Source organism: Mesorhizobium sp. WSM1343, from assembly GCF_055901535.1.
The window spans coordinates 3,157,220-3,170,025 of record NZ_CM148370.1 but is presented as its reverse complement, the minus strand read 5'-3'; the positions used below and the strand labels follow the sequence as shown (position 1 = coordinate 3,170,025).

Genomic DNA, 12,806 nt, shown 5'->3' with positions numbered 1-12,806 from the left:
CCATGTCATTTGGTTTTGCCAGACTAGCTCAGATAGTCGTTGCGGAAATAGCTCCCGAAATCCGGGCGTCGAGCAACCAGCTTGCCGTCGGAATCGCGCAAAATGCCGGAGGCGAAGAGATAGTCGCCAATCGCTTCCATCTTGGCCGGATCCATCGTCCCGATGGCCCCGCTTTGGCTGCGTAGATAATGGCCGTCGATCAATGCCTTCAGCGAGGCGTGGATCAGCGCCGGATTGGTCAAGGCATCCTTGTTTGCAGCGATCAGCAGGGTTGCCGCATCGTCGGGGTGGTCGACAGCGAACTGGTAGCCGCGTCGCGTCGCCTGAACGAAGTCGGCCGCAGGCTTAGGATTGGCCTGGAGATAGGCTTCGCTCGAAGAGATCAGCGTCGTGTGCTCGTCAGGCACGCCATAATCGGCATAGACGAAGCTGCGCTGCTTGACGCCCCTGAGTTCGGCTTCGACACCCTCCCAGGTCGAGACTTCGAGCGTGAAATCGACCGACCCATTGGCCAGCGCCTCATAGGCTGAGGTGCCGAGCGTCACCGTCTCGAAATTGCCCTTGCCGCCGTCGTGGCGGATGATGGTCGATATCAGCGCGTTTTCCCAGGCACTGCCGAAGCCGCCATAGATCAAGCCGTCGAGGCTTCTTGGGCTTTTGATCTCGTTGCGCGCCGCATTGAAGACCACGCGGCCTGTTTCGGACTGCACCACCGCATAGACGCCCTTCAGATCCGCCCCGGCGGTTCTCTGGGTGAACAGGCTGATGGTGCCGTTGATGCCGAAATCGGCGACGCGGTTTGCGACCAGCGTGCCAGCACCGGTATCGCTGTAGGGCAGGATGTCGACCTCGAGTCCGGCCTCGCGATAAAACCCTTTGTCGCGGGCGACGAACAGTCCGATGTGGTTGGTGTTGACCGTCCAGTCGAGGGCGACGGTGACCTTTTGTGCCGCCGATTGTGCTCGAGCCCGACGCGTTCCGGCAATCAAGGGAAGGCCGGTGGCAAGGGTCAGCAACAAGGCCTGCCGGCGCGTCAAGTCAGTCATGATCGTGTCCTTTGGATGGATTGGGGTTGAGGATGATGTCGAGGATTTCGGCCTCGAGCGCGCTTGCCTGGCGCGCGGCATCGCCGCCAAGGCTGCGCGGGCGCGGCAACGGCACCCTGATTTCACGCACGATGCGGGCCGGGCGCGCCGACAGCACATAGATGCGGTCGGACAGGAACACGGCTTCGCGCACGTCATGGGTGATCAAGAGCGCCGTCCAGCGATGATGCCGCCACATCTGTTCGAGCCAGCGCTGCATGGCGGTGCGGGTCAGCGCATCGAGCGCGCCGAACGGCTCGTCGAGCAGGAGCATGTCGCGCTCCTGCACCACGGTGCGCAGCAAGGCCGCGCGCTGGCGCATGCCGCCGGACAGCTGCGCGGGAAAATGCCGCTCGAAGCCGGCAAGCCCGAATTCGGCAAACAACGGCGCAACGCGCGCCCGCGCCGCCTGTCTCCTCATACCTTGCACTTCGAGCCCGAGCGTCGTGTTGTCGAGGATGCGCCGCCATGGCATCAGCGCGTCGCGCTGCGGCATGAAGGCGAAGTGCCTGCCGTGGTCGTCGAGCCGCGCGCCGTCGAACAACATCTCGCCCTCGCCATGCTCGGCGCCGGTCAGAAGCTGGAACAGCGTCGACTTGCCGGCACCCGAGGGTCCAAGGATCGAGACGAATTCACCAGCGCCGACGCTGAGCGAAATATCGGCCAGCACGTCGAGCCCACCGAACGCCTTGTGCACATGCCGCAGTTCGAGCCGGCTCATCGCCAGGCCCCCTTCCCGGCAGTTTCCCTGTCGGCTCGCTCCCAGGGCATGGCAAGGCGCTGCAGCAACACGGTCAACCCGAACAGGACAAGGGTCAGCGCCGCGCTGACACCGACGGCGGCAAGAACCAGATCAGGACGGAAATTGTTTTTGGCGTTGAGCATGTAGATGCCCAGACCCTTCGCGGCACCGGCATACTCGGCGAAGATGGCGCCGACCACCGCATAGGTGATGGAGATCCTCAACCCGGCAAAGAAGTAAGGCAGCGCCGAAGGCAGCCGCGCCAGCAGGAAGATGCGCCAGCGCCCTGCCCCCATGGCGCGCAGCATTTGCCCGATCTCGGCCTCGGTCGCCTCATAGCCTTCGACCAATGCGACCAGCATCGGAAAGAAGGTGACCAGCGCCACCAGCATGATCTTGGGCGCCAGCCCGAAGCCGAACCACAGCACCACCAGCGGCGCGACCGCCACCAGCGGCAAGGTCTGGCTGACGATGAAGACGGGAAACAACGCACGCCGCAGCGGCTGGAAGAAGTCGACCAGCATCGACAGCACGAAGGCGGCGCTGAGCGAACAGGCAAAGCCAAGCAGCGTGGCACGGATGGTCGGAACGGCATTGTCGACCAGCGCCTCGCGATTGAGCATCGCTTGCTCGAAGACGCGTGACGGCGCCGGCAGTATCGTGGCCCTGATGCCGGAATAGGTGGCATAAAGCTCCCACGCCAGCAGGAGCAAACCGGCCGAGATCATGGCCGGCATTGCCTTGACGAGAAAGCTCGCGATCGGGCGCGAAGCGACTGATGATGAGACCACGGGAGATAACCTTTGACGGCCGCGAGAGCGGCGCGGCTTCAGACGGCCGACGGGCTGTTGGCCGAGACCGTGACGTCGAGGGTTACGTGGCCAGCGCCTGGTCCGAAACGGCAGAAAGCCTCGTCCAGCGCCGAAAAGATCGCACCGGCATCACCGCGCAGTTTCGTGCAGAAATGTTTGGAGCGCTCATAGACGCCGGACTGCTTGAGAAAGTCTATGCAGCCGTAGATCTCGTCCATGTGGTCGTCTGTGCCCATCACATAGAGCGAGAACTGCGCCGCCGCAGGCTGGCCGGTGGCAGCAGCATTGCGCACCGCCGCGATGGCCGCGTCCTTGCGCGGGCCGAGTGGACCGACGGGCCCGCCAAACGCATCGGAGCGGCAGATCGGATCGTCCGGCTCGCCAGGGCAGCCGCGCGAGATGGTGGCCGACAACACGCAATGTTTGCCGCTGCGTGCCGCCGCCACGAAGAGGTCGCGCATGGCAGGAAACAGCACTTCGGGCGGCCCGACCAGCAAGGTCGAGATGTCGTCGGTCTCGATCCTGAGTTTGTCGCGCCAGGGATCGAGCGCACCGAGCGCGCCAAGGATGACACCGACGAAATCGTCGGTCATGGGATATAGGGAAATCTGTGCGCCTGAAAACATCGCCCGCCTCGCTCCGCTGGTATTACCCAGATCAGCTTCTAGGGTCTGTGGGCTTGCCGCCCCCGTCTCAGCCCCGACCGTACGGAGCACCCCTGTGGATGTGCGCCTTAAAGCATCATTCGAGTTGAAGGAAAAGCCGTTTTTTTATCGCACTGCGCCAAAAGCATTGCGCCAGGGCGGGAGCAGTTGGCTCTGCCGGCGCGAGAATTTATCGGGAACCTTCACCAGGCCGCGAGGTTGTCCCACCAGTCGCTACGCGACGAGTTCACAGACAATGGAGACAAACCATGTTCATGAAAATCCTCGCAGCTTCGGCGCTCACCATTGGCCTGGCGACATCGGCCATGGCGCAGAGCAATGGCACAAGCGGCACCGACGGATCCGGCGGCAGCGGCAAGTCGGTCACCGTCGACCCAAATACGCCGGCTTCGCCGAACACGGTAGACCCCGGCACGACCAACAGTACGACGGTAGCACCGGGCACCACGAATTCAAACGCGGATGAAAATTGCCCTGCCCATCCGCAGGGCGCACAGCCCGATGCCAGTGGAACGTCGCCGGGCACCACCGCGCCGACAGTTAATGACAACCATTGCGGCAAGTAGGAATTGCAATGAAAAGAAGCCGCGGAGCGAGCGCTCCGCGGCTTCTCAAATCCTGTCGTATCAGTGTATCTACGGCACCGCTTTTTCCCGAACCGGCAGCTTCCACCCCGGCCTGACGAAGTGGCAGGTGTATCCGTTGGGATATTTCTCCAGATAGTCCTGATGCTCGGGCTCGGCTTCCCAGAAGGGGCCAACGGGTGCGACTTCGGTGACGACCTTGCCCGGCCACAGGCCCGAGGCATCGACATCGGCGATCGTGTCCTCGGCGATGCGCTTCTGTTCGTCGCTGGTGTAATAGATCGCCGAGCGATAACTCGTCCCGACATCGTTGCCCTGGCGGTTGCGGGTCGTCGGATCGTGGATCTGGAAAAAGCGTTCCAGCAGCGTGCGATAGCTTATGATGGCCGGATCGAAATTGATCTCGATGGCTTCGGCATGGCTGCCGTGGTTGCGGTAGGTGGCGTTGGGCACGTCGCCGCCGCTGTAGCCAACACGGGTGGAAATGACGCCGGGATAGCGCCGTATCAAATCCTGCATACCCCAGAAGCAGCCACCGGCAAGGACTGCGCGTTCGGTCGAAGTCGCCATATCACGTCTCCTCAAAGGCAAGTTTGTCTGGACATAGATGGGCATTGTCACCTGCTTCGTCCAGCGGACCGGCGGATCTGCTTCAGTTGCTCGGTCGGGCGAGGCCGTCGATAGCACCCGGCAACTGCCGCGCGCCAGGCGGAATGGCTGCGAAGCTGATCGCCACCGGCGGCGCCTTGAGCGACCAGTCGAAAAGAACGGTTTTGACCGGGATGTCGCCCACCCACGCCTGCAGATAAGATGGCACATCGCGCCCGGGCCAGACCAGCAATATGCCATGCTCGCGCAGCCGCTCCTTGGTGATCCAGGGGGCGTACTGCATGTTCAGTTCGGTGAAGATCGACGGCTTGTCATAGGCATTGAGGCCCGCCAGCGGCGCAATAAGGGCATGGCCGCCGACGATGTCGAGCCGATCGGGCGTCGCAGCGTGCCAGACAGCCTCTGCCTCATCCGAGATCTTTTGCGCCGGCCAGCAGACGGCGTCCATGCGCCCACGCAGATTGCATTTCGTCCAGCGGATGCCCGCATAGGCACCGGATATGCCGACAATGGAGATGAGCGCGCAGATCGCCAGCTTTCGCATCTCGATGGCGCCGAGGCGATGGCCCAGCAAGGCGAGCGCCACAACGCCAGCAAGATTGTACATCGGCGCGCCCCAGGCCTCGCCGGCGCCGGTGAACAGGGACGCCACCATGACGAGGATCGCCGGGCCAACCCCCATCCACAAGAGATAGACCAGCGTGCCGCGCCCGACGGGCTTTTGCGGCGCGGGCGAGCGCCGCAGCAGCCCTGATATCGCCAGCACCAGAAGAAAGCCGCAGAGCCCGGCCATCTGGACGCCGATATAATAAAAGCGGGAGCGATGAGCCACCACCCACTGATCGCGCCAGGCGGCATAGGTCAGCGGCAGGAAATCGACGCGGCAGAGTTCGGCGGCCAGTGGAGCGGCGACAGCGCCGAAAACCGCGAGCCCGAGCCATGGCCAGGGCGTGGCGAGCCGACTGCGTGCGCGTGTGTCCGACAGCAGCCAGATCGCCCCGAAAAGCAATAATAGGCCGGTGGAAAGCTTGGCATAGAGCCCGACGCCCGACACCAGCCCGAGCGCCAGCCACCAGCCCGGCCCACCACCACGGCCCGCACGCCACAACAGCCAGCAGATAGCGGCCCAGAAGGGCATCTGCGCGTAGTCATGATTGAACTGTGGGGTCGGCCAGCCGAAGAAATAGAGCGACGGCATCAGAAGCACGGCGGCCAGCGCGCGGGTTCGCCCGAGCATGTCGCGGGCCAGCAGATAGACTAGCACGAAAGTGGCCGAGATCGTTAGCTGAGCCACGAGATATTGCGGCCAGCGGAACGATCCGGTCAGAAGATGGCTGATCTCGAGCAGCCAGCCGGGAAGCTGTGGATGCTTATAGGTCAACAGCACCCATTCGCGGCCCCACATGAAGCCTTCGACGACATCGTTGGGCGGTGACACGTCGACAAGCGCGGGCGCCACGGTCCAGCACAGGATCTGTGTCAGGCATAAAAGCGCTAGGCCGGCTTCTGGATAGCGCGTCAGCCCCTGCCAGATCGACGACTGCCGCCAGTCGCCTGGAACAGAACTGCCGACCGGCAGCCAACCGTTCATGGGTTCGTCGATTCGCGTCATGCGGTGGATAAATCACACCGGACGGTTTTTGGAACAGCCCAGAACTCGAAGCTTACGAAAATGTATACTTGGGCGACCATGGCAAAACCAAGATTGAGGCAGAGTTTCGCGCCACCATGCCGCCTCTCTCATCATCACATGCCAGCAGGACAACAATGGAACACGCCGTCCCGGGGCGCCCTGAACATGCCGGGCACGGCGGATCGGGCGTGATCGCGGCAGGCGTCGCCTACGCCTGACCGGTTCCCGTCCCCAAAAAAGCATCCAGGATTTGATAAATGCGCCACCACCATGCCGTCATCCACTACCGTGCGCTCGATTTCTGGATGGCCCGTGCGGCCGTTCTCGTGATCATCTGCCTGCAGCTTCTGGTCATCAACAATCTCTCATTCGGGCCGCGCTGGCTAGCGCCCGCGCTGGAGGCCGCTCTGCTGCTGCCCTTGTCGGTGGCCACCGCCTGGACACAGGCCGCCACCCGCAAGGCGGTCGAGAACCACGAGTGGCATGCGATCGGCCAGTTTCGGGTCATGATCCGCAGAACAGCCCTGACCATGACCGCCATCATCAGCATCATGAACTGCGGTTCGCTGGTCCTGCTGGTGCGTGCCTTGCTGGAGGGCCATGCCGGCAACAGCGGCACGACGCTGCTGATCGACGCACTCAACATCTGGGTCACCAACGTCATCGTCTTTGCCTTGTGGTTCTGGAGCACCGACCGCGGCGGCCCGCCGACCTGCGGCCTCGTCAAGCTTGCGCAGGCCGATTTCCTGTTCGCGCAGATGACGTTGAACGACCGTGACCTCCGAGATTGGCTGCCCGGTTTCGTCGATTATTTCTTCCTCGCCTTCACCAATGCGACAGCGTTTTCACCCACCGATACCTTGCCCCTTTCCCAGCGCGCCAAGCTGCTGATGATGGCCGAGGCCATGATCTCGCTGCTGACCATCGCGCTGGTCGCGGCACGCGCGGTCAACATTCTCGCTTGATCGGCCCGACACGCGAAATAGCCCGCCCGGCGCACCGGAACGGGCTATTTTGGGTTGCCTTCGACAGTTGAAATGCAGCGCCGGACTAGTGGCGCTTGCCCAGCCTGTAGCTGTTGCCGCCCAGCAGGTTCACGCCGAGCCCGCTCAGAACGCCACCGACGATGCCGGTCTTGTTGCCGTTCAGAATGCCTGAGACGACATTGCCGCTCAGGATGTTGTTGCCGCTGAGCACGTCGTTCAGCGCGGTGATCTTGCCAAGGTCGATGGACGGCGAAACATTGATCAGGCTGCTCGAATTGCCTCCCCAGCCGCCCGAACCTCCGCACCCACAACCTGCCTCGGCGGCTCCAACGGACGATGCAACTGCAACAGCTGCGAAAATAACAGTGAACTTGTTCATGAAAGCTACTCCCGTTTGATGATGGAGATGGCTTCCGTCTTCTGTGGTCTACCTCTTGCTTAACAATATATGAACACTTCATCCGCTCAAGTCTTTATCTAGTTTCGGTGCTTCAATCAAAAATTAACAATAATCATTATGCATAACCGACATGATTAACTTGCTTATCACAACGGACGACGACGAGACCGGTCAACTCGAATGCCGCTCAGCAATGGCCGATCGGAAATGCAAAAAAGCCCGCCCCGGCGTGAGCCGAAGCGGGCAGCGGTCGGTCCTGGAAATGAGAGCCACGCCGCGCCAGGTCCACCTGTCTCGGTAATTCCGTCAGGCAGCAGCCAACAGACGACGCGGTGCCAACAGCTACTCCTCCACCCCTGGCTTGAATCTCCGCACCACAAACTCGAACAGCACGTCCGAAATCCACATCGCACAGACGCCGATCAGGAAGGCGGCCGCCAGTGTGGTGGTGTCGTCGGCGGGATCGGGCATCGGCAGGCCGGCGATCCTGGCGTAGGAACCGCCGGCAGCGTCAGATAAGCTGCCGCAAGCGCACCGCAGATCGGCGAGGCCACCATTTCGCGCAGCTTGTAGCGATGCCGCGACAGCGCGCGCAGAACGCCGCCGGCGAGACCCGCCGCCACGACCGGTCCCTTGATGCCGAGCAGGTCGAAAAGATCGTTCATCATGGCCTCCAGCCGCAAAATTTCTGGCCCTTTTCGTTGTGAGCCAGGATCGCCGCCACCGACGCGTCGGAAAGGGCCGCCGCCTCTGCCCTTGTCGGCCGGATGGGATGCCCGGCCGCGCAGAACGATCCGCCTGATGTGGTGCAGCCGGCCAGCAGGAGCGAGAGCGCTATGATTTTGACCATCTGGCCAGCCTCCCTCTGTTGTCGTCCGGCGCCCGGCCGGCGACGGCATCGTCGATCTCCTGGGCTTCGGTGCGCGCCGCGGCGTCGGCGGCATCCTGCCTGGCCTTCTGGTTGGCCTTGCCCTTGGCGTAGGCGTCCAGACACCGGCGAGCGCGGCGCCCATTGCCAGAAGATACGGCCAGGCCTGGCCAAGCAGCGCGAAAGCGAGTGTTCCCATCTCATGTCTCCTTGGCCGGCGCGACCATGCCGCGCGGCCCGTCACGCACCGCGTTGATGATGATCTTGGCAAGGGCAATGGCGCCGCTGATCTGAAGGGCGGTGCGGTCGCTCACGCCGAGCAGCGTCCAGTCAAAGCCGGCGAGCGCGCCGCCGCAGATGATGGCGATCAGCGTGTTGAGGAGATTGTGCAGCGCATTGGTGTTGAACCATGTCATCGAAACAGGCTCCCGAAAAAATCGGCGATCTGATACCGGACGGCCGCGAGCGCTCCGGCCATGAGAACGAGGATGCCGGCCACGGCAGCCGTCTTGCCGCCGGGCGTCGGCTGCTCGAGACGAACCGACGGCGCCCCATTGGCCGATGTTTCGACCCTGGGCGGCGCCGCCGCGGTCACCGGTGCGGCGGAGCGCTGCGCCGACATCAGCAGGGCCTGAACCCGCACCGACCTGACCCGATCCGACCAGCCGCGCCCGAATGTTGCCCATGTCGGCAACCGCTTCAGGAACGCCAGCCGCGCATCGCAAAGCGCATCGATGGTCACACCGGCCGGCTTTGCCTTGGCCGCCGCGACGGTGACCGGTCCGATCCGGCCGTCCTGCGCAACGCCGACGGCCGCCTGCAGATATTTGGCCGCCCGGCCAGGCCCGCTGTTGACGGCGAAATCGAATACCGCGTGATCGACGCCATCGGGCAACTCGGCGCCGAGCACAGCGTCCCAGTAGAAGCGGCGAAACAGCCGAAACTCCTCGAACCAGTCGGCCAGTGTCGAGAACACCTTGAAGCGGCCGGACTGCATGCGGTCGAGCATCTCCATCAGCCCGGCCTCGACCGAGACCGAACCGTCGGGGAATTGCGCGTGGCGGGTCAGCATGTTCAGCCCATGCGCCGAATATTGCCGGGCGAGCGCCACGCCTGCCCCTTCCAGCGTCTCGCGGCGGCCGTCGCGCGGCCAGGCGAAGGGCAGCCATTCGCCCCACGGTTTCAAGGTCAGCGTCTGCATCGCCGGCGTCTGCTGCGAGGCCCGCGCCGCCTTGGTGACATAGACGACATCAGCCTCCGTATCCCAGGCGAGTTCGACCGCGGCCGACGGATGGTCCCAGCCGAAATCGAGCGCACCGAGCCTTGGCCAGTAGCGCGGCAGCCGGAACGGCTCGCAGGCGATCAGCGCCTCGGCCACCGGAAAGATGCGACCGGAACCCAGCACCGGAATGCCGCGGGCGCGGGCCTCGCGCTCATGCTCGGGATAGGCGGCGACGATCGCCGCGCGCTCCTGCGGCGTGTAGTGCGCGGCATCGTCGATGGTCATGAAGGTGACGTGTCGGGACATGGCGGATTTCCCTCTGCGCGGTTCGACCATTGTCGCCGCACCTCATCCATTCATTGCGACCTTTGACGGGGGCGTACCGGTGCAATTCACGCTGGCATCACGCTGGGTATCGCAAAAGACACACCAGAAAGGAGGACCGCAGCATGACGCTCGGCAACCGCCAAGCGCGACACCAGTCAAATGCCAACCTATGGCCTTTCTTGTGAACAGACAGAAATTTCCTGCAACCCAATCGGAGTACGACAGATGAAAAAAATGCAGAGCAACACATCCGTAATGCTGTTGAATACACCGCCGCGCCCGGCAAGTGGCGATGGCGACGTCATCATGCAAGTCGACGGCCGCGAATTTTTGGTGAAATGGAAGAATGGAATCCCGGACGTGTCGTCCGGCAGCGAGCCAGCGATCATGCTGAGGGCGGAGGAGAAGACCCTTGGCGCTGTGCAGTGCTACAAATGCTGGGTGAATACCGAAACCGGGGCCTGGGCTTGTCTTCCAACAACATGTTGACACGGTAGTTCCTTGCCTGACGGGTGCAATTCCAGAAAGCGAGCGAGCCGCAATGGTTGCGGCTCGCTCCTGCGGCGTGTGGTGCGCGGCATCGTCCATGGTCATGAAGGTGACGTGTCGGGACATGAAGGGGTCCTGAATCAGCCTGGGAGATGCCGACTGTACCGTATTGTTCGGATGGTGTTTTTCGGATCAACGCGACGGTTCTTCTCCCTTGTGGGAGAAGTCGGGCGCATCACCCCTTCGCCATCCCCTCCACTTGCGCCGCCGACAAAAACAGCAGCACCACGTCCGACATCCCAAGCAGCGGCGTGAACGTCACGATGGTGATGCCGCCCGTTGCATTGGTGCGGGTCAGGCCCTCGGAATAGATGTCGAGCGGCGGTTCCTCGTCGAACCAGACGCCGTGTAAAGTCTCGCCCTGCCATTTCTCGCGGCCCTTCTCGAAACTCTTGAACGACAGCACCGATTCATCGGCCTGCACGTCGCCACCGCCACCCCAGCGCACCACGACGCTGTCGAGCGCGCCCGGTGCGCCGCGGCCCATGAAGGTCTGCACAATGGCGTCGGCCGGGATCATGCCGGTGCCCCAGGCCGCCTGCTGTTGCGGCGGGCCGACCAGCACGCGCTGCGGATTGTCACGCGTGCCTTCGCCGGTGACGCCGGCCGCCCATAGCCTGACGGCCGAGTCAAACACCTTGCCCTGCCACCACCGGGGATAACGGCCGGTCAGGTGCATGGCCCATTCGGCGCCCCCTGCCCTGGTCTTGCCGAGCTGGTTGCCGGCCATGAACAGGCGCTCGCGGTTCTGGGCGCCCGCTGCATGAAACTCGGCCTGGCGCTGATACGGTCTATAGGCCGCCAGTTGATTGGTCCGGCGCCGTCTGTCCAGTTCCGTCAGCAGCGCCAGATATTCCGTCTTCACGGACATCACCGGCCTCTTCGAGGAACGGCTTGACGACGGCCTCGAGGGCGCGGATGCGGCTGCGGATTTCGTCATCGCTCAGGCCGTCCATTTGGTTGATCTTGGCATCGAAATCCTTGGGCAGCACCGACAGCACGATCTTCAGATACTGGTCCGGCTTGTCGGCCCGCACTTCGGCGATGACGCCGGCGCCATGTGTACGGAAATCGGCCCGCACGGCGGCCAGGAAATCGTCGCCCAGTGTTTTCTTGGCGCGCTTGCGGGGCGGCTTCTGTGTCGCGGCCGGTTTGGCGGCGGGCCTGCGTCTCGCCGGCTTGCGGCGCGTCGGCCCGGTTGCGGTTTTATCAGTCATGGACCTGGCCCATGGCGCTGGCACCGGCAGCGGAAACCATTTCGACCTTGGGCGCCGCCGGTCCGGGCCGGCTGGCTCGCTTCTTCGAGCGAACCGTTTTCCTCTTTGCCTTCTTGGCGCGCTTCGGCCCTGTCACCTGGGCGGGCTTCGCCGCACCGACAGGCTTTGCCACACCGGCCCGCGCCTTGAGCCGCGCCATGACGAGAAGGGGTCCGGCAATGCCGGCCTGCGGAAAACAAAAGCCGCCGGCCGCATCCCGCACCATGCCGATCTTTATGCCGGGTGCGACCTGCTCGACACGCCCCAGGCGTGGCTGCGGTGCGGCGCCTTCGAATTCGCCGATGGCGCTGACGATTTCCTGGCCGTCAGCATCGGTGATGATGGTGGCGTAGCGGGTCATGGGTCGTCTCTCGGATTGCGAAATGAGTCATCGGGCGAAGGATGGCATTCCTTGGCGCCCCCGTCTGTCTTGCCGGACATCTCCCCCACGGGTGGGGAGATCGGCTGTCACGCCGGGTTCGCCAACATCAACGTTGCAAAGGCCGGCGGGGCGCTGAAACTGCCAATCTCCCCCGTGTGGGGGAGATGTCCGGCAGGACAGAGGGGGGCGCTGTCCCGCCGACATGTCTAGCCCAGAAACAAAAAACCCGCCTCGGGGCGGGTCGGTGGCGCAACTCAGCACCATGGGCAAAAATGTAGCATAGCTGCACTCACCCCGTCAACCGTTTTCTGAGAAAAAATTCCTAATTCGGTCGAACCCGGCCGCATCCCGCACCACGCCGATCTTTACGCCGGGTGCCACCTGCTCGACACGTCCCAGGCATGGCTGCGGCGCAGTGCCTTCGAATTCGCCGATGGCGCTGACGATTTCCTGGCCGTCAGCATCGGTGATGATGGTGGCGTAGCGGGTCATGGTGTCTCTCGGATTGCGAAATGAGTCATCGGGCGAAGGATGGCATTCCTTGGCGCCCCCGCTGTCCCGCCGACGTTTCCATGTGGCGCAAATGAAACCGGTCCAGAAACAAAAAACCCGCCTCGGCGGCGGGTCGTTGGCGCAACTCAGCACCATGGGCAAAAATGTAGCATAGCTGCACTCACCCCGTCAAC

At 63.3% G+C, this 12,806-nt stretch carries 17 protein-coding genes, 1 pseudogene and 1 riboswitch; of the genes and pseudogenes, 3 read left to right on the top strand and 15 right to left on the bottom strand.

The genetic code is table 11. The annotated features are described in order from the left end of the window. Window positions 1-23: 23 nt before the first annotated feature. The 4 genes from AC0NIL_RS15420 to AC0NIL_RS15405 all read right to left on the bottom strand — a co-directional run bounded on the left by AC0NIL_RS15420 (window position 24) and on the right by AC0NIL_RS15405 (window position 3,265). Window positions 24-1,046 carry an ABC transporter substrate-binding protein gene (locus AC0NIL_RS15420; protein WP_224675515.1) on the bottom strand — a complete coding sequence of 341 codons (1,023 nt, stop codon included), beginning with the start codon at window positions 1,044-1,046 and terminating at the stop codon, window positions 24-26. Then, complete coding sequence (locus tag AC0NIL_RS15415; RefSeq protein WP_063168554.1) at window positions 1,039-1,806, bottom strand: ABC transporter ATP-binding protein; 768 nt, start codon at window positions 1,804-1,806, stop codon at window positions 1,039-1,041. The genes AC0NIL_RS15420 and AC0NIL_RS15415 overlap by 8 nt, the downstream gene beginning before the upstream one ends. Continuing rightward, window positions 1,803-2,564 (bottom strand): ABC transporter permease, encoded by a 762-nt coding sequence (locus AC0NIL_RS15410; RefSeq protein WP_275953157.1) that lies wholly within the window; start codon window positions 2,562-2,564, stop codon window positions 1,803-1,805. Before AC0NIL_RS15410 ends, AC0NIL_RS15415 begins: the two co-directional genes overlap by 4 nt. Window positions 2,565-2,656: 92 nt before the next feature. Then, window positions 2,657-3,265: a YkoF family thiamine/hydroxymethylpyrimidine-binding protein gene (locus AC0NIL_RS15405; RefSeq protein WP_164919913.1), complete on the bottom strand. Its 609-nt coding sequence runs from the start codon at window positions 3,263-3,265 to the stop codon at window positions 2,657-2,659. Further along, window positions 3,256-3,369: riboswitch (TPP riboswitch) on the bottom strand. Its footprint overlaps the gene before it by 10 nt. Before the next feature lie 183 nt (window positions 3,370-3,552). Here AC0NIL_RS15405 and AC0NIL_RS15400 point away from each other — a divergent pair. After that, complete coding sequence (locus tag AC0NIL_RS15400) at window positions 3,553-3,870, top strand: hypothetical protein (RefSeq protein WP_064993900.1); 318 nt, start codon at window positions 3,553-3,555, stop codon at window positions 3,868-3,870. Window positions 3,871-3,939: 69 nt separating this feature from the next. On the opposite strand, the gene msrA is transcribed toward AC0NIL_RS15400, so the two are convergent. Both msrA and AC0NIL_RS15390 read right to left on the bottom strand, forming a co-directional pair. Continuing rightward, on the bottom strand, window positions 3,940-4,458 hold the full coding sequence (msrA, locus tag AC0NIL_RS15395; RefSeq protein ID WP_013530793.1) for a peptide-methionine (S)-S-oxide reductase MsrA: 519 nt from the start codon (window positions 4,456-4,458) through the stop codon (window positions 3,940-3,942). Window positions 4,459-4,540: 82 nt separating this feature from the next. Then, window positions 4,541-6,088 carry a glycosyltransferase family 39 protein gene (locus AC0NIL_RS15390; protein WP_013530792.1) on the bottom strand — a complete coding sequence of 516 codons (1,548 nt, stop codon included), beginning with the start codon at window positions 6,086-6,088 and terminating at the stop codon, window positions 4,541-4,543. 299 nt (window positions 6,089-6,387) lie between these two features. Here AC0NIL_RS15390 and AC0NIL_RS15385 point away from each other — a divergent pair, with 299 nt between their 5' ends. Then, complete coding sequence (locus tag AC0NIL_RS15385) at window positions 6,388-7,095, top strand: hypothetical protein (protein WP_224675513.1); 708 nt, start codon at window positions 6,388-6,390, stop codon at window positions 7,093-7,095. A gap of 85 nt (window positions 7,096-7,180) precedes the next feature. Here AC0NIL_RS15385 and AC0NIL_RS15380 read toward each other — a convergent pair whose 3' ends face one another. The 5 genes and pseudogenes from AC0NIL_RS15380 to AC0NIL_RS15360 all read right to left on the bottom strand — a co-directional run bounded on the left by AC0NIL_RS15380 (window position 7,181) and on the right by AC0NIL_RS15360 (window position 9,912). Beyond that, a complete protein-coding gene (locus AC0NIL_RS15380; protein ID WP_013530790.1) occupies window positions 7,181-7,495 on the bottom strand; it encodes a hypothetical protein in 315 nt (104 codons plus the stop codon). A 363-nt stretch (window positions 7,496-7,858) separates the two neighbouring features. Then, window positions 7,859-8,181: pseudogene (locus AC0NIL_RS15375) on the bottom strand (hypothetical protein). Then, a complete protein-coding gene (locus tag AC0NIL_RS15370) occupies window positions 8,181-8,366 on the bottom strand; it encodes a hypothetical protein (RefSeq protein ID WP_063168556.1) in 186 nt (61 codons plus the stop codon). The pseudogene AC0NIL_RS15375 and the gene AC0NIL_RS15370 overlap by 1 nt, the downstream one beginning before the upstream one ends. A gap of 218 nt (window positions 8,367-8,584) precedes the next feature. Further along, on the bottom strand, window positions 8,585-8,800 hold the full coding sequence (locus AC0NIL_RS15365) for a hypothetical protein (RefSeq protein WP_063168557.1): 216 nt from the start codon (window positions 8,798-8,800) through the stop codon (window positions 8,585-8,587). Then, window positions 8,797-9,912, bottom strand: coding sequence for a phage terminase large subunit family protein (locus tag AC0NIL_RS15360; RefSeq protein ID WP_473572105.1), 1,116 nt, complete (start codon window positions 9,910-9,912; stop codon window positions 8,797-8,799). Before AC0NIL_RS15360 ends, AC0NIL_RS15365 begins: the two co-directional genes overlap by 4 nt. Window positions 9,913-10,158: 246 nt before the next feature. Between AC0NIL_RS15360 and AC0NIL_RS15355 the strand changes: the two genes are divergently transcribed. Beyond that, on the top strand, window positions 10,159-10,422 hold the full coding sequence (locus AC0NIL_RS15355; RefSeq protein ID WP_063172565.1) for a hypothetical protein: 264 nt from the start codon (window positions 10,159-10,161) through the stop codon (window positions 10,420-10,422). 235 nt (window positions 10,423-10,657) lie between these two features. Here the strand turns inward: AC0NIL_RS15355 and AC0NIL_RS15350 are convergent, their stop codons facing one another. The 4 genes from AC0NIL_RS15350 to AC0NIL_RS15335 all read right to left on the bottom strand — a co-directional run bounded on the left by AC0NIL_RS15350 (window position 10,658) and on the right by AC0NIL_RS15335 (window position 12,612). After that, entirely contained in the window at window positions 10,658-11,353 is a 696-nt protein-coding gene (locus AC0NIL_RS15350) for a terminase large subunit domain-containing protein (protein WP_245459088.1), read from the bottom strand. Next, window positions 11,274-11,699: a hypothetical protein gene (locus AC0NIL_RS15345; protein ID WP_224675499.1), complete on the bottom strand. Its 426-nt coding sequence runs from the start codon at window positions 11,697-11,699 to the stop codon at window positions 11,274-11,276. The genes AC0NIL_RS15350 and AC0NIL_RS15345 overlap by 80 nt, the downstream gene beginning before the upstream one ends. Next, complete coding sequence (locus AC0NIL_RS15340) at window positions 11,692-12,099, bottom strand: hypothetical protein (RefSeq protein WP_473572107.1); 408 nt, start codon at window positions 12,097-12,099, stop codon at window positions 11,692-11,694. The genes AC0NIL_RS15345 and AC0NIL_RS15340 overlap by 8 nt, the downstream gene beginning before the upstream one ends. 318 nt (window positions 12,100-12,417) lie before the next feature. Further along, complete coding sequence (locus AC0NIL_RS15335) at window positions 12,418-12,612, bottom strand: hypothetical protein (RefSeq protein ID WP_337121667.1); 195 nt, start codon at window positions 12,610-12,612, stop codon at window positions 12,418-12,420. Window positions 12,613-12,806 lie beyond the last annotated feature (194 nt).